We start from the raw sequence: 15,669 nt of genomic DNA, 5'->3' as shown, positions 1-15,669 counted from the left end.
CTTCAATCAAATACCAAGAACCGCCGCGCGGAGCAATCTGAATTATCGGCGCAGTGCCTCACAACGCTCCTGCAAAAACGCTTGCAGCACTTTGACCCGCTCCGACACCTGAACCCGATGCGGGCACAGCAAATTGAACGGCACGCTTTCGCCTTGCCAGTCATCGAACAGCGTCACCAGGCGCCCGGCCTGCACATCGGCGGCGACGTCGAGCCAGGCCTTGTAGGCGATGCCATGCCCGGCCAGTGCCCAGCGGCGGGCCACTTCGCCGTCATCGCTCAGATAGTCGCCATGCACATCGACCTCCAGCACCTCATCACCACGGCTGAAACGCCAATGGTTGTAGGGTCGGCCATTGCGCAGGTAGAGCAGGGCGCTGTGCTCACCCAATTCATCGGGATGCTGCGGCGTGCCATGGCGGACCAGGTACTCGGGGCTGGCGCAGGCCACGCGCCGATGCTGCGGCAGAATCGGCAGCGCTACCAACGTCGAGTCACTCGGCACACCGAAGCGCAGGGCCACATCGACCGTCTCGCGGAACAGGTCGGCATGGCGATCGTTGAGCAATAGCTGCAATTGAATGTGTGGGTGTTGGCGCTTGAAATCATCCAGCCACGGCAACAGTACATTGCGCCCGAAGTCCGACGGCGCGGCCAGTTGCAGCACACCGCTCAAGCCTTGGGTCTGTTGCTTGAGCGCCTGCTCGCCTTCGGCCAGCGCGGCCAGTGCCAGGCGCACACTTTCCAGATAACGCCGGCCTTCTTCGGTCAGGCGCATGCTTCGCGTGGAACGGGCCAGCAAGCGAATGCCGAGGCGGGTTTCCAGGCGTTTGAGGGCGATGCTGGCCGCCGCCGGGGTTAGTTCCAGGGCGCGGGCGGCGGCGGAAATGCTGCCGGAATCGGCGGTGCGAACGAAGATCTCCAGATCGAGAATCGAGCTCATTGGTAAAAATCCTTTAAAGATCCTTCTGATTTACCGGGATTTTTCTTCGATTGGCAACCGGGGAAGATTGAATCTCCCTAACCCGACCGGAGATCGGCTCATGACACAACTCAACGCTTGCTTGCACAATCAGACCGTCGTGGTGATCGGTGGCAGCAGCGGAATAGGCGCAGCCATCGTCCAGGCTGCAGCCGAGCGTGAAGCCCGTGTGGTGGCGGTGAGTCGCCGCCAGCCAGCGGTTGACCACGATGCCAACATCCGACACGAAGCGGCGGACATCACCGATCAAGCGTCGTTGCGACAGCTGTTCGAGCGTATCGGCCCTTTCGATCATCTGGTGATCACTGCCGGTCCGAGTGTGAGCGCCAAACCGCTGGCTGACAGCGATTTGCAGCACGCCCAACAGGCTTTCGACGTCAAATTCTGGGGCACGCTGCGGGCGATCCAGGTCGCGCTGCCATACCTGAGCGCACGTGGCAGCATCACGCTGACCTCGGGTCTGTTGTCGCGCAAATTCGTCGCCGGGCAGTTCATCAAAACCACCTTGAATGCGGCGCTGGAGGCCTTGGGCAAGCAGCTGGCCAAGGAACTGGCACCGCGCCGGGTCAACGTCATAAGCCCCGGCGTGACCGACACCGAGGCTTACGCCAGCATGGATGAAACGCAACGCGCCGCGATGTTTGCCCGTACCGCCACCGCGTTGCCAGTGGGCCGGGTTGGCACCCCGCAAGATCTGGCGGCGGCGTTTATTCTGGCCATGGAAAACGACTTTATCAGCGGCACCGTTATCGATGTCGACGGAGGAGGGTTGTTATGAGTTGGCACTTTGATCATCTGGCCTTCAACACCCCCGACGGGCAACCGTTGCAGGAAGCCTTCGGTTCGTTGCTGGGATTGGCGCCGGGACGCCGCCCGCCATTTCCGTTCCCCGGACGCTGGTTGTATCAGGATGCGCAGGCGCTGGTGCATGTGATCGAACAGCCGACGTTCGATGAGACGGTGTTGAGCCACATTGCCTTTCGCACCGATGAGGACGCCGCCGCGGTATTGCGGCGGGTCCGGGCTAGCGGTTTGCCGTATCAGGTGGCGCAGGTGCCGGAGGACGGGATCTGGCAGATTTTCGTGCAGATGCCGGGTGGGTTGGTGATTGAGCTGGATGCCAAGGCGGGGAGTCTGGAGTGTGTTTAACGGCGATGTTTAAAAGACATTTCCAGATACTCACGCGCAAACCCAGCACCATTTACCATGTCGGTGGGAAGGTCGATAACGAAACCCTGCTGGTCAACGCCTGCGAATCCCTGGCATCAGCGAGCGTGATGCTCAGTGAATTCGCCGGGTTGATGGACATGCCCCATCGCAACATGATGTTGGGAATTCAATCGGTGGTCATGCTCGGGGAACTGGCCGTCAACCGAGTGCTGGACAACCTCGATCCACTGGGCTAGCGAGGATTGATCGTTCCCACGCTCTGCGTGGGAATGCCTCAACGGACGCTCCGCGTTCGGCTCTGGAAGGGACGCGGAGCGTCCCGGGCTGCATTCCCACGCGGAGCGTGGGAACGATCACCCGAGAGGGCCGTTTTTGTTTTCGCTGAACCTTAAACCCGCAACGTCCGCGTCATGCGCAACGCCAGCAAGCTCCCGCACACAATCACACCCGCCAGCAGATACAGCGCGGCATCGGTCGACCCGGTGCTGTCCTTGACCCAACCCACCAGATACGGGCTAAGGAAACCCGCCATCTGCCCCATGGAGTTGATCAACGCCAAACCACCCGCCGCCGCACCCGCGCTGAGCATCGCCGTCGGCACTGGCCAGAACATCGGCAGGCCAGTGAGGGCGCCCATGGTGGCGAGGGTCAGGCCGAGGATGGCAATGGCTGGCGTTGTGGCGAAGTTCACGGCAATCAACAGACCGACCGCGCCCATCAGCATCGGCACTACCAAGTGCCAGCGGCGTTCTTTGCGCAGGTCCGCCGAACGGCCGACCATCAACATGAACACCGCCGCCAACAGGTACGGAATCGCGCTGAGCCAGCCGATCACCAGGTTATCGCTGAAGCCCAGATTTTTGATAATCGACGGCAACCAGAAGTTGATCGCATAGACACCGCTCTGGATGCAGAAGTAAATCAGGCCGAACGCCCAGATCGCCGGGTTTTTGAACACCGCCAGCAGCGAATCGGTGGCGGTTTTTTTCGGTTTGCTGGCCAGGTCTTCAGCGTGGTCGGCCTCAAGTACCGAGCGCTCGTAAGGGGTCAGCCACTTGGCGTTGGCGTAACTGTCGCTGAGCAGGAAGTAGGCGAGGGCGCCGAGGATCACCGTCGGAATGCCTTGCAGCAGGAACATCCACTGCCAACCAGCCAAACCGCCTTGTCCTGCGCCGAAGTGATTGAGGATCCAACCGGAAAACGGGCTACCCAACAGGCCCGACACCGGGATCGCCGACATGAACAGCGCCATGATGCGGCCACGACGGAAGGTCGGGAACCACTGCGAGAGGTATAGCACCACACCGGGGAAGAACCCCGCTTCGGCCGCACCGGTAAACAGGCGCAGGGTGTAGAACTCGGTCGGTGTGGTGACGAACAGCAGGCAGGTCGACAGCGTGCCCCAGGTGATCATCATCAGCGCGATCCAGCGTCGCGGGCCAAATTTGGTCAGGGCCAGGTTGCTTGGTACGCCGCACAGGACGTAGCCGATGAAGAAAATCCCGGCGCCGAGGCCGTACACGGTTTCGCTGAATTTCAGCGCGTCGAGCATCTGCAGTTTGGCAAACCCGACGTTCACCCGGTCGAGGTAGTTGAACAGGTAGCAGATGAAGATGAAGGGGATCAAACGCAGGGTAATGCGCTTATAGACGGCATTCTTGTCGTCAGCGTTGGCCAGGGTAGCGGTGGCGCTCTGTGACATGGCGGCTCTCTCTTTATTATGATTTTTTGCGACGCAAGGGTAACGTTGATCGCCCGATGAGTCTCAGCCACCCCTTGGGTGGTTGTCTTTGTGCCTGAGCACAGGGTTTGCGACCAAGGCCTGTGCGGGTGAACAACCCGTCCCATCACGTTTTCAAGGATCCGCGCTATGTTCGAACTCGATCACGACCTGGCCCAGGACATCGTCGACCGGGCGATGGCCATCCTGCCCTACAACGTCAATGTCATGGACAGTCAGGGGCTGATTCTTGGCAGCGGCGAACCGGAGCGCATCAACACCCGTCACGAAGGCGCGCAACTGGTGCTGGCTAACGGGCGCGTGGTGGAGATCGACGCGCAGACGGCGATTCACCTCAAAGGCGTGCAACCGGGCATCAACCTGCCGCTGTTGCTCGATCAGCGTTTGATCGGTGTGCTGGGCATCACCGGCGAACCCGAACAATTGCGCACCTACGCCGAGCTGGTGCGCATGACCGCCGAGATGCTGGTGGGCCAGCGCAATCAACAGGCCGAACAGCAATGGCGGCGCCAGCGTTGCGATGACCTGCTGGCGCTGCTGCTGAGCGAGGCGGGGGATTCGCCGCGGTTGCTGGATGAAGCGGCGCAACTGGGGCTCAAGCCGCAGATGACGCGAGTGCCGTACCTGTTCGAGTTGGGCATGGAACACGGCCCGAGCCAGACCGTCGAAGCGCTCAGCGCCTGGTTGATGTCGCGCTACCCGGACAGTTGGTGCGTGAGCTCGGCCAAATCTTCGTTGCTCTGGTGCCGACCGGCTCTGCCTGCGGTCGAGAATGAACGGCTGCTGGAAAAACTCGATGGCCTGGGCTGGAACATTTTGCGCATCGCCGTGGGCGGACAGGCCGATGGCTTGTCGGGGTTGCGCCGCTGTTATCGGCGGGTCGGCGATTTGTTGGCCTACGGGCGCGATGTGTTGCCGCATTCGCGTTTGCTGACCCTGAACCGTTATCGGCTGCCGGTAATGCTCTGGCGGCACCGCGACGACGATGCGCTGGACGAGCTGCTGCGGCCGTTGCGCAAAGTCATCGCCAAGGATGGCAACGGCCAGTTACTGGCGACCCTGCGCAGTTGGTGCGAACACGACGGCCAGAGCCAGGCCTGCGCCGATGCCCTGGGCATTCACCGCAACAGCTTGCGTTATCGCATGGAGCGGATCGCTGAACTCAGCGGCGTTGATCCGCTAAAGCTGGACGGAATGCTCGCGCTCTACCTTGGCGTCCAACTCCTGCCCCAAACCGAACTGCCAACCACCGTCCCGTAGCACCGTAGCAGCTGCCGAGCCTGCGAGGCTGCGTTCGGCGGCGAAGCCGTCGTAATTCCAGCAAGCACGGTTTACCTGACACACCGCGCCGCATGATTTCACGACGGCTTCGCCGCCGAACGCAGCCTCGCAAGCTCGGCAGCTGCTACGACTTACGGGGTAGGCAAAGGTTTTGTGGAAATGAACAATAATCCTCATGGCCGCTTGTGCAGCGGACTGGCGTTATTGTTCAGGCCTGCTGGCAGCATGGACGCATTGGAACTGGAGAATTCGCATGAAAATCGTCATTGCCCCCGATTCGTTCAAGGACAGCCTGAGTGCCCAGGGTGTGGCCGAAGCCATTGCGCTGGGGTTGGCGCACGTTTGGCCGGACGCGCAATTGCTCAAGTGCCCGATGGCTGATGGCGGCGAAGGCACGGTCGAGTCGATTCTGGCCGCGTGCGACGGAGAACGGCGCCGCACCCGTGTTCGCGGGCCGTTGGGCGCACCCGTCGATGCGGCCTGGGGCTGGTTGGCGCGGAGCCACACCGCGATCATCGAAATGGCCGAGGCCAGTGGTTTGCAATTGGTCCTGCCCAGCCTGCGCGATGCGTGCACCAGCAGCACCTTCGGCACCGGCGAATTGATCCGCGCCGCGCTCGATGCCGGGGCGCAACGGGTGATTCTGGCGATTGGCGGCAGCGCCACCAACGACGGCGGCGCCGGGGCGATGCAGGCCTTGGGAGTAAAGCTACTGGACGCTCAGGGCCACACCCTGGCGCCGGGCGGTTTGGCCCTGGCGCAACTGGCCCGTCTCGATCTGAGCGACATCGATCCGCGTCTGGCCGAAGTGCGCTTCGACATCGCCGCCGACGTCAATAATCCGCTGTGTGGCCCCCATGGCGCGTCAGCGATTTTCGGCCCGCAGAAAGGTGCGTCGCCCGAGCAAGTCCAGCAACTGGACCTCGCCCTTGGGCACTTTGCCGAGTTCTGCGCGCAAGCCCTGCACAAGGACGTGCGCGATGAACCGGGCAGCGGCGCGGCGGGTGGTTTGGGGTTTGCCGCGAAGGCGTTTCTCGGCGCGCAATTCCAGGCCGGTGTAGAAGTGGTCGCCGAACTCGTCGGCCTGGCCGAGGCAGTCAAAGGCGCCGACCTGGTGATCACCGGCGAAGGCCGTTTCGATGCCCAGACGTTGCGCGGCAAAACCCCGTTCGGCGTGGCGCGCATTGCACGGCAGCACGGCGTGCCGGTCATCGTCATCGCCGGCACCTTGGGCGAGGGGTATCAGGCCCTGTACGAGCATGGCATCGCTGCGGCGTTTGCGTTGGCAAGCGGGCCGATGACCCTGGAGCAGGCCTGCGCCGAGGCGCCGCGATTGCTGCGTGAGCGCGCCAGTGATATTGCGCGGGTTTGGCGGGTGGCCGCCCGTAACGTCTAATCCATGTAGGAGCGGGCTTGCCCGCGAAAGCGGTGTGTCAGCCACCATCAATGGTGGCTGTGCCGCCGTCTTCGCGGGCAAGCCCGCTCCTACAGATTGCGCATTGAAAAATATTCTCCACCCCCCCTGCAAAAATCCTCAACCCCGGCCGATACATCCAATAGGCGCACACAAACCTATTACAACAGTGGCGCCAAACTGAAAGGTGCGCGCCATCGCCCGCCCGACAGTGATTACAGCAAGGATGCTCGCCGCTTCAATTACCGAGATCATCCTTATGTCACTGCGTAATCTGAACATCGCGCCTCGAGCTTTCCTGGGTTTCGCCTTCATTGCCTTGCTGGTCATCGTGCTGGGTGTGTTTGCCGTGAACCGCATGACGATCATCCGCCAGGCCTCTGTTGACATGGAAGCAACGCAGTTACCCAGCATCGGGTTTCTGGGCAACGTGACGGAAAACGTTCTGCGCCTGCGGATCCTCTCGTTCCGCGTACTGGTCAACCGTGACCCGGCCGCATTGCAGGAGGCTCAAACCCGCATCGGCGTACTCGTCGACAAGGTGCGCAGCGCCCAGGCCAGTTATGCCGCCTTGCCGGCCGGCCCTGAAGAAGCGGCGCTGTACAAAACCTTTGAGACCACCCTCGACAATTACATGCAGGCCCAGAGCCAGATGCTGGAGCTGTCGCGGCAGAATAAACTCGATGAGATGCGTACCCTGATCAACACGCGGATCAAGGAAGGCACCGATCAGATGGGCGAGCAACTGAACAAACTGGTGGCGCTCAATGCCGCCGATGCCAAATCCGCGTCGAGCAAAGCGGGCGAGCATTACAACGAAGCCTTTATCGGCATCGTGACGGTGGCGGTGATGGCTTCGCTGCTGACCGTGCTGCTGGCCTGGCTGCTGACCCGCAGCATTCTCACGCCGTTGAACCGTGCGGTGCTGGCGGCTGAAACCATTGCCGGCGGCAACCTGAGCAAGGTCATCGACATCGATGGCAATGACGAGCCGGCGCGCTTGCTCGGCGCCTTGTCTGCCATGCAGGCCAACCTGCGCAAGACCATCGAACAGATCGCCGGCTCGGCGACGCAACTGGGCGCCGCGGCTGAGCAACTCAGCACCGTGACCCAAGAAGCGTCCCGTGGCGTGCAACAGCAAAACAACGAAATCGAACAGGCCGCCACCGCCGTCAACGAAATGACCGCCGCGGTGGAAGAGGTGGCGCGCAACGCGGTGTCGACCTCCGAAGCCTCGAACCAGTCGACCCAGGCGGCCCGTGAAGGGCGTGACCGGGTGGTGGAAACCGTCGACGCGATCCAGACCATGACCCACGACGTGCAAAACACCGCGTTGATGATCGAGGGGCTGGCCGCTCAGGGCCGCGACATCGGCAAAGTGCTGGACGTGATCCGCGCCATTGCCGAGCAAACCAACCTGCTGGCCCTCAACGCCGCGATCGAAGCCGCCCGTGCCGGGGAAGCCGGGCGCGGCTTTGCGGTGGTGGCGGACGAGGTCCGGGCACTGGCCCATCGCACTGCGCAATCGACCCAGGAAATCGAGAAAATGGTCGCCGGCATTCAGAACGGCACCGGCCAAGCGGTCTCGTCGATGCAACAAAGCAATCAGCGCACCCAAAGCACCCTGGAAATGGCCCGCGCCGCGGGTATCGCCCTGGAGCAGATCACCCAATCGATTCAGCTGATCAACGAACGCAACCTGGTGATCGCCAGCGCCTCGGAAGAACAGGCTCAGGTGTCCCGTGAAGTCGACCGCAACCTGGTGAACATTCGCGACTTGGCTACGCAGTCTGCCGCCGGTGCCAATCAGACCAGCGCCGCCACTCACGAACTGTCGCGGTTGGCGGTGAATTTGAACGCCATGGTGGCGCGTTTCGTGATTTGAGATAGGGTTGAAACTGGAACTCGCGCGTTAGGAGAAGTACATGCGCTATTCAGCCTTGACCCAACGAATCGCCGGTGACGGAGCGGCAGCCTGGAAGATTCACGATCGAGCGCTGGAATTGCGCGAGCAGGGCGTCGACGTGCTGCTGCTTTCTATCGGCGATCCGGATTTCGACACTCCGCTGCCGATCGTCCACGCCGCCATCGACAGCCTGTTGGCCGGCGACACCCATTACTCGGATGTGCGCGGCACCCGTACCTTGCGCAGCAGTATCGCCAGCCGTCATCAGCGGCGCTGCGGCCAGGAGGTGGACGCCGAGCATGTGATTGTGCTGCCCGGCGCGCAGTGCGCGGTGTATTCGGTTGCCCAATGCCTGCTCGACCCGGGTGACGAAGTGATCGTCGCCGAACCGATGTACGTCACTTATGAAGCGGTGTTCGGTGCCTGCGGGGCCCGCGTGGTGCCGGTGGCGGTGCGTCCGGAGAACGGCTTTCGGGTAGAACCGGCGGATGTCGCGGCGCTGATCACCGACAAAACCCGGGCGATTCTGCTCAACAGCCCGAACAACCCTTCCGGCGCCAGCCTGTCCTTGAACATCTGGCAGGAACTGGCAGCGCTGTGTGTGCGGCATGATCTCTGGCTGATCAGCGATGAGGTGTACAGCGATTTGTTGTATGAGGGCGACCATATCAGCCCGGCCAGCCTGCCGGGCATGGCCGAGCGCACCGCGACCCTCAACAGTTTGTCCAAGTCCCATGCCATGAGCGGCTGGCGGGTCGGCTGGATGATCGGCCCGAAACCGTTGGCCGAACATGTGATGAATCTGTCGTTGTGCATGCTGTTCGGGATTCCGGATTTCGTCCAGAAAGCCGCACAAGTGGCGCTCGATGAGGACTTGCCGGAAGTGGCGCTGATGCGCGAGGAATATCGCCAGCGTCGCGATCTGGTATGCGCGAAGTTGAACGGTTGCCCGGGCCTGCGGCCGATCAAGCCCGATGGCGGGATGTTCGTGATGGTCGACGTGCGCCAGACCGGGCTCGGCGCCCAGAATTTCGCCGAGCGCTTGCTGGAGCGTTATGGCGTGTCGGTGCTGGCCGGCGAAGCCTTCGGGCCGAGCGCGGCGGGGCATATTCGCATCGGGTTGGTGGTGGACCAGGTGAAGCTGGCGGATGCGTGCCGGCGGATTGCCTTGTGTGCGGTGGATTTGCTGCAGGTGCGGCGGGCCTGATCGAGCCTGATCGTTCCCACGCCCGCGTCGCCTGATCGTTCCCACGCTCCGCGTGGGAATGNCGTGATCGTTCCCACGCTCCGCGTGGGAATGCCGCCATGGACGCTCTGCGTCCGCTTCAGATGTGACGCGGAGCGTCACGGGATGCATTCCCACGCGGAGCGTGGGAACGATCACCCTTAGGCCTTCCACGCTCCGGTATTTACCAGATTCACCGGCCGTTCACCCGCCAGCGCTGCCAGCAGATTATCCACCGCACACCGGGCCATGGCCTCCCGCGTCTCATGGGTCGCCGAGCCGATATGCGGCGTCGCCACTACGTTGTTCAACTGCAACAGCGGCGAGTCATGGCTCAGCGGTTCCCGCTCGAACACATCGAGCCCGGCGGCGCGAATCCGGTTCTGCCGCAGCGCCTCGACCAGCGCCGCTTCGTCCACCACCTTGCCCCGGGAAATGTTGATGAAGATGCTCTGCGGGCGCATCAAGGCGAACTCCCTGGCGCCGATCAGCTTTTCGGTTTCGGCGGTCAGCGGCAAGGTCAGGCAAATGAAATCGGCCTGCTGCAACAGTTCCGGCAAGCTGCGGTATTGCGCATTGAATCGCTGCTCCACCGCCGGTTTCGGCGAATGGCTGTGATACAGAACCGGCATGCCAAAACCGAAATGCCCGCGTTGTGCCAGTGCTTCGCCAATCCGCCCCATGCCAATGATGCCCAGCGTTTTACCGTGCACATCGCTGCCGAAATGCGCGGGGCCGATATTGCGGTTCCACTGGCCGGCGCGAACCATGTTGGCCAGTTCCACCACGCGCCGGGCGGTGGCCAGGACCAGCGCGAAACCGGTGTCGGCGGTGGTCTCGGTCAACACGTCGGGGGTGTTGCTGAGCAGGATCCGCCGTTCGGTCAGGTAGTCGATGTCGTAGTTGTCGACGCCCACGGACACGCTGGCAATCGCTTCCAGATTCGGCGCCAGATCCAGTAACCCCGCGTCCAGCTTCAGACTGGCGCCGAGCAATCCTTGGGCGCGGGGCAGGGCCTGGCGCAGCTTGGCCAGGCCTTCGGCGTCGAGGCTGTCGATCAGCGTCACCTCGGTCTGCTCATGCAAGCGAGCCATCAGCAGCGGCGAGAGTTTCTTGTACAGCACCACCTGTTTTTTCATCGTCGTCATATCAACATCCATTCAGGAATGAGTCGCCATCGGCCGGGGCGCCGAGGCCTTGGCCACGACCCGGTCACTGGCACCGGGCTTGAGGAAAATCGTCAGCACCACCGACACCAGCAACGCGCCGCTCATCAGCAGATAAGACGCACCGGGCGATCCGGTGGAGCTGTTCAGGTAACCGACCAAATAAGAGCCACCAAACGAACCGAGCGCGCCCATGCTGTTGATCAATGCCATGGCGCCGCCGGCCACATTCGCCGGGAGGATTTCCGGAACGATGGCGAAGAACGGTCCATAAGGGGCGTACATGCAGGCGCCGGCAATCACCAGCAGGGTGTAGGACCACCAGAAATGTTCCGCGCCCAGGGCGTAGGAGCCGTAGAAGGCAATCGAGGCGATCAGCAGCGGTGGCCAGACGAAGCGTTTGCGCTTTTGCAGTTTGTCCGAGCCCCAGGACACCAGCAGCATGCCGATCACTGCCGCCAGGTACGGCAACGCCGACAGCCAGCCGGCTTCGATCATGTCCATTTGCGCGCCGGCCTTGAGGATCGACGGTAGCCACAGTACGAAGCCGTAGACGCCGATGCTCCAGCAGAAAAACTGCAAGGCCAGGATGATGACTTTCGGCGAACGGAAGGCTTCGGCGTAGTTTTTCACCGCTTTGATGCCCACCTGTTCGGCGGCCAGGGCGCTTTCCAGGTCCTGCTTTTGCTGATCGTTGAGCCACGTGGCTTGAGCCGGACGGTCATCGGCCAGACGCCACCAGATAAACGCCCAGAACACCGCCGGCAAACCTTCGATGATGAACATCCAGCGCCAGCTGAAATGCTGGATCAGGTAGCCCGAGACCACCGACATCCAGAGCATCGTCACCGGGTTGCCGAGGATCAGGAAGGTGTTGGCGCGCGAGCGTTCGGCACGGGTGAACCAGTGGCACAGGTACACCAGCATCGCCGGCATCACCGCCGCTTCGACCACTCCGAGCATGAAGCGAATCACGATCAGCCAGTAGGCGTTGGAGACGATCCCGGTCAGGGTCGCCAGGCCACCCCAGAGGATCAGGCTGACGAAAATCAGTTTCTTCACGCTGTGCTTCTGGGCGTAGATCGCGCCCGGTATCTGGAAGAAAAAATAGCCGAGGAAGAACAGCGCGCCGAGCAGGGAAGAGAGCCCCGGGGTGATCATCAGGTCCGCCGCCATCCCGGAGGCGGCGGCGAATCCATAGTTGGCGCGGTCCAGATACGCCAGGCTGTAGGTGATGAACACGATGGGCATGATGTACCACCAGCGGCGGGTGGCGAGGGTTGCGGTTTTCATAGTGGTGCTCCTGAGCTTGTTGTTTTTGTCGCAGCAGGTAACGGTTGTGGTATCTCGTTCCCACGCTCCTGCGTGGGCATGCCTCTAGGGACGCGGAGCGTCCTCTGTGACGCGGAGCGTCACGGGCTGCATTCCCACGCAGGAGCGTGGGAACGATCATGTAGGAGCGAGGCTTGCCCGCGAACGGCGTCCTCAAATTCAGCATCCATTTCAGCCCGGGTAGGCAACCCCTCCATATCCCCCCGACTCTGCACCGCGCGGCTGCCGATCCAGTTGGCGCGCTGCACCGCGTGGGCAACGCTGTGGTTTTCCAGCAGGGCGCTGATCAGACCGACAGCGAACCCGTCGCCGGCACCGACCGTATCGACCACCGTTTGCACCGGCACACCCGGGACAAAGCCCTGATCCAGGTGGGTGCGGTAATACGCGCCGTGCGGGCCAAGCTTGATCGCCACGGCTTCGGCGCCCAGGTCGAGGTAAAACGCCGCGATGTCGGCGGGGTCTTCGAAACCGGTCAGCAAACGGCCCTCACTCACCCCCGGCAGCACCCAATGGGCGAGGGCGGCGAGGCGGTTGATTTCGGTGATCATCTGTTGCTCGTTGGCCCACAGGCTCGGGCGCAGGTTGGGGTCGAACGACACGCTGCGCCCGGCTTCGCGCATACGGGTCATCAACTCGAAAGACATGTCCCGGGCCGATGCCGACAGCGCCGGGGGAATGCCGGTGGCGTGCAAGTGCCGGGCCTTGAGCAGCTGCGGATCGATGGACTGCACCGACAAATGACTGGCCGCCGAGCCGCGACGGAAATACTCGACCACCGGATCGCGGCCATCGTCGGCGTGGGACTTGAGTTGAAATCCGGTGGGGTGCGCCGGGTCAATGTCGACGTGGCTGCAATCCAGGCCTTCCTTCTTCAGCGTATCGACGACGAACCGACCGAGCGAGTCCGCACCCACCCGGCTCAGCCAGGCGACGTTGAATCCCAACCGCGACAGGCCAATGGCGACGTTGCTGTCGGCCCCGGCAATGCGTTTGTGGAAGTGGCCGACGCCAGCCAGTTCACCGGTCTGCTCGGCGACGAACATCGCCATGGTTTCACCAAACGACAGAATCTCGATCTCAGACATGGGCAGGCTCCAGGCGGGATTGACCGAGACGGGCGAGGGTGGCGACATGCTCGGTGGTCAGTTGCACCAGGTCGGCGCCTTGCAGCGGATACTCCGCCGCGCGCATCACGCCGTGGGGCATGTGCCGCAGCAGTTGTCCCCACAGATGCAAGTCGCTGGCGGTCGGCGGCACCGCCACCCGTTTGCCGTCGGCCCGGCGCGCCACCGCTTTGCAGTGCACGTAGCCGACGTGGCGACCGAGCAGCCGCGCGGCGTTGGCGGCGGACTGGTCCTGCCAATGCCAGTTGCCGATGTCGAAGGTCATTTTGATCGGCAGGTTGTGCTGCTCGACGGCGGCGAAGAAACGCTGGAACGGTTCGATTCGGCCACCGTGCAAGGTCTGGTCGTTTTCCACCAACAGCTGCACCGGGCTCTGTGGCAACAGATGCGCCAGTCTCTGCAAATCGTTATTGTCGGTGAAATAACCCAGTGAGACTTTCAACCATTGGGCGCCGAATGCCTCGGCGCGCTTCAGGGTCGAGAGCAGTTCCGGGTTAGGTGCCGACTGCCCGGCCAGCCACAATTCCATTGGTGAGGAATACACGCTTGCCAGGCCCCGGGATTGCGTGGCGTTGGCCAATTGCTCAGGGTCTTCCAGGGTCAGCAGCTCTTCGCGCCATTCGATGTGGGTGGCGCCGGCAGCGGCCAGCACCTCGACAAAACTGCCTTGGCCGCGTTGGCGCACAAGCTCGGCGCCGTAGCTGGACAGGCTGATGGAAACGGGTGGTTTGTTCATTGTTATCACCTCTGAAACCGGTTTCATTTTTGTTCAAAAAAAATCAGTGATCGATGTGTTGTTCTTTCAATCACCGAAAATGCCCAAGGGTCGACCCACGCACAATCAACCGCGCCGAAAAATCCAAAGTCCGCACCGCCCCATCATCCCCGCGCAAACGCTTGAGCAAACACTCAAACGCACTCACACCCATCTCCTCCGTCGGCTGGGCGAGGGCGGTAATCCCGCTGCCCACCAGCGGATACCAATCCAGATCATCCAGGGCAATCAGCCCGACATCCTCGAACAGGTTGCACTTCAACTCACGCAACGCATGGGTACTGGCCAGCGCGGCGATACCGTTGGCGCAGAACAGCGCTTTCGGACCGGGGCCAGGGGTATCAAGAAAGGATTTCAAACGGGCAGCCAGATCGCCCCCCGTTTCGACTACCGCGCCTGAAAGCGCTGTACGCTGCTCGATCTGCGCCTTGAAACTGCTGACCCGCTCGATCCGCGAACTGGTGCCGTCATAAGGCTCGGTCACCAACAGCACCTCGCGATAACCGCGTTCTTCAAGGTGGGCAACGGCCATCTCGACCGCCGCCGGGTTATCCAGCCCCACCAGATCGCTGTCGAACTGCTCGACCTTGCGATCCACCAGCACCATGGGCATTTCCCGCTGCAATTCACGCAGCTCATCCACGTGATGGCCGAGGGTGTTCACGATCAAGCCTTCGATGTTGTATGAGCGGAGCAACGCCAGGTGCTGACGCTCCTGCTCGTCATCGCGATCGGTGTTGCACACCACCAGGCTGTAGTCGTGCTGACGGCAAGCGGTTTCCACCCCGTGCATCACGGCAATCGAATAAGGGTTACGGATATCGGCCACCAGCATGCCGATCAGGCGGGTACGCCCGCGTTTCAGGCCGCGGGCCATCTGGTTCGGGCGGTAGCCCAGTTCGGTAATCGCCTGCTCGATGCGCAGGGCAATGGCGTCGGAGAGCAGGGCGCGGTCGTCGCCGATGAACCGCGAGACGCTGGCCTTGGACACGCCGGCGCGTTCGGCGACGTCGAGCATGGTGACGCGGCTGCGTTGGGCGGCGGAGAAGTCGTTCACGGCTTTAAACCTTGTAATTGGTGTTTGTGTAGTCTGGCCTTGAAACCGGTTTCATGAAACGGCATTAACCGGTACAGGTCAAGCCAGAAGAGGCCCTAGGCGTACGATACTTCCGACGAGCGGTCGCTTTACCTGTCAGAAATGATAGTAGTCACCGTATTGAAAACGGCGCTTAATTATTTCCAACGTTTGTTTACAGCATCAAAGAACAATCCCGACAGCATGAATAGGGCTGAGTCTATGGCGTCCGATGAACCACTGACATTTAAGGCGCCGAGTGTTAAAGGTGTGGCCGATGCCGATATTGATCCGGAGGGCCATATCCCACTTGATTTGTTGCCTAAAGGTATTGATGTGGTAGTCCCGTTGTGGGACGAACCGGCGTCGAAACCGGGTGAAAGGGATATTCTGATTGTTCGCTTTGAGCAACCCTTACTACCGCCGGTAAGAGAAGAAAATACCTATGTGCCTGCGGATATTAAACCCGAATTCAT

14 protein-coding genes and 1 pseudogene are annotated in these 15,669 nt (G+C 61.9%); 8 read left to right on the top strand and 7 right to left on the bottom strand.

Translation table 11 applies throughout. The features are described from left to right. Positions 1-42: 42 nt before the first annotated feature. Positions 43-942 carry a LysR family transcriptional regulator gene (locus tag HCU66_RS22710; protein WP_205890671.1) on the bottom strand — a complete coding sequence of 300 codons (900 nt, stop codon included), beginning with the start codon at positions 940-942 and terminating at the stop codon, positions 43-45. Between the two features lie 100 nt (positions 943-1,042). On the opposite strand from HCU66_RS22710, the gene HCU66_RS22705 reads away from it, so the two are divergent. From HCU66_RS22705 to HCU66_RS22695, 3 genes are read left to right on the top strand one after another with little or no spacing between them, the layout of a single operon-like run. Continuing rightward, complete coding sequence (locus tag HCU66_RS22705) at positions 1,043-1,759, top strand: SDR family oxidoreductase (RefSeq protein ID WP_205890670.1); 717 nt, start codon at positions 1,043-1,045, stop codon at positions 1,757-1,759. Further along, a complete protein-coding gene (locus HCU66_RS22700) occupies positions 1,756-2,130 on the top strand; it encodes a VOC family protein (protein WP_205890669.1) in 375 nt (124 codons plus the stop codon). The genes HCU66_RS22705 and HCU66_RS22700 overlap by 4 nt, the downstream gene beginning before the upstream one ends. A 5-nt stretch (positions 2,131-2,135) precedes the next feature. Next, entirely contained in the window at positions 2,136-2,387 is a 252-nt protein-coding gene (locus HCU66_RS22695; RefSeq protein ID WP_205890668.1) for a DUF6124 family protein, read from the top strand. Between the two features lie 152 nt (positions 2,388-2,539). On the opposite strand, the gene HCU66_RS22690 is transcribed toward HCU66_RS22695, so the two are convergent. Continuing rightward, positions 2,540-3,853, bottom strand: coding sequence for an MFS transporter (locus tag HCU66_RS22690; RefSeq protein WP_205890667.1), 1,314 nt, complete (start codon positions 3,851-3,853; stop codon positions 2,540-2,542). A gap of 168 nt (positions 3,854-4,021) precedes the next feature. Between HCU66_RS22690 and HCU66_RS22685 the strand changes: the two genes are divergently transcribed. The 4 genes from HCU66_RS22685 to HCU66_RS22670 all read left to right on the top strand — a co-directional run bounded on the left by HCU66_RS22685 (position 4,022) and on the right by HCU66_RS22670 (position 9,700). Further along, the gene (locus HCU66_RS22685; protein ID WP_205890666.1) at positions 4,022-5,152 is read left to right on the top strand and encodes a sugar diacid recognition domain-containing protein; all 1,131 of its coding nucleotides are present in this window, start codon (positions 4,022-4,024) and stop codon (positions 5,150-5,152) included. A gap of 274 nt (positions 5,153-5,426) precedes the next feature. Beyond that, positions 5,427-6,569: a glycerate kinase gene (locus tag HCU66_RS22680; protein WP_205890665.1), complete on the top strand. Its 1,143-nt coding sequence runs from the start codon at positions 5,427-5,429 to the stop codon at positions 6,567-6,569. A 277-nt stretch (positions 6,570-6,846) separates the two neighbouring features. Then, complete coding sequence (locus HCU66_RS22675) at positions 6,847-8,472, top strand: methyl-accepting chemotaxis protein (RefSeq protein ID WP_205890664.1); 1,626 nt, start codon at positions 6,847-6,849, stop codon at positions 8,470-8,472. Between the two features lie 40 nt (positions 8,473-8,512). Continuing rightward, positions 8,513-9,700: a pyridoxal phosphate-dependent aminotransferase gene (locus tag HCU66_RS22670; protein ID WP_205890663.1), complete on the top strand. Its 1,188-nt coding sequence runs from the start codon at positions 8,513-8,515 to the stop codon at positions 9,698-9,700. A gap of 179 nt (positions 9,701-9,879) precedes the next feature. Here HCU66_RS22670 and HCU66_RS22665 read toward each other — a convergent pair whose 3' ends face one another. From HCU66_RS22665 to HCU66_RS22645, 5 genes are all read right to left on the bottom strand, one after another. After that, the gene (locus tag HCU66_RS22665) at positions 9,880-10,857 is read right to left on the bottom strand and encodes a 2-hydroxyacid dehydrogenase (protein ID WP_205890700.1); all 978 of its coding nucleotides are present in this window, start codon (positions 10,855-10,857) and stop codon (positions 9,880-9,882) included. A 21-nt stretch (positions 10,858-10,878) separates the two neighbouring features. Then, positions 10,879-12,177, bottom strand: coding sequence for an MFS transporter (locus HCU66_RS22660; RefSeq protein ID WP_205890662.1), 1,299 nt, complete (start codon positions 12,175-12,177; stop codon positions 10,879-10,881). 119 nt (positions 12,178-12,296) lie between these two features. Continuing rightward, complete coding sequence (locus HCU66_RS22655; protein WP_205890661.1) at positions 12,297-13,304, bottom strand: sugar kinase; 1,008 nt, start codon at positions 13,302-13,304, stop codon at positions 12,297-12,299. After that, positions 13,297-14,079, bottom strand: a complete 783-nt coding sequence (locus HCU66_RS22650; protein ID WP_205890660.1) for a sugar phosphate isomerase/epimerase family protein — start codon at positions 14,077-14,079, stop codon at positions 13,297-13,299. Before HCU66_RS22650 ends, HCU66_RS22655 begins: the two co-directional genes overlap by 8 nt. 70 nt (positions 14,080-14,149) lie before the next feature. After that, positions 14,150-15,175: a LacI family DNA-binding transcriptional regulator gene (locus tag HCU66_RS22645; RefSeq protein ID WP_338136466.1), complete on the bottom strand. Its 1,026-nt coding sequence runs from the start codon at positions 15,173-15,175 to the stop codon at positions 14,150-14,152. 240 nt (positions 15,176-15,415) lie between these two features. On the opposite strand from HCU66_RS22645, the pseudogene HCU66_RS22640 reads away from it, so the two are divergent. Next, positions 15,416-15,669 (top strand): annotated as a pseudogene (locus HCU66_RS22640) (hypothetical protein); the annotation flags it as partial.

Origin of the sequence: Pseudomonas frederiksbergensis (assembly GCF_017114915.1) — a bacterium.
In the GTDB taxonomy this organism is placed as follows: Bacteria; Pseudomonadota; Gammaproteobacteria; order Pseudomonadales; family Pseudomonadaceae; genus Aquipseudomonas; species Aquipseudomonas frederiksbergensis_I.
This window is presented reverse-complemented; position numbering and strand designations above follow the sequence as displayed.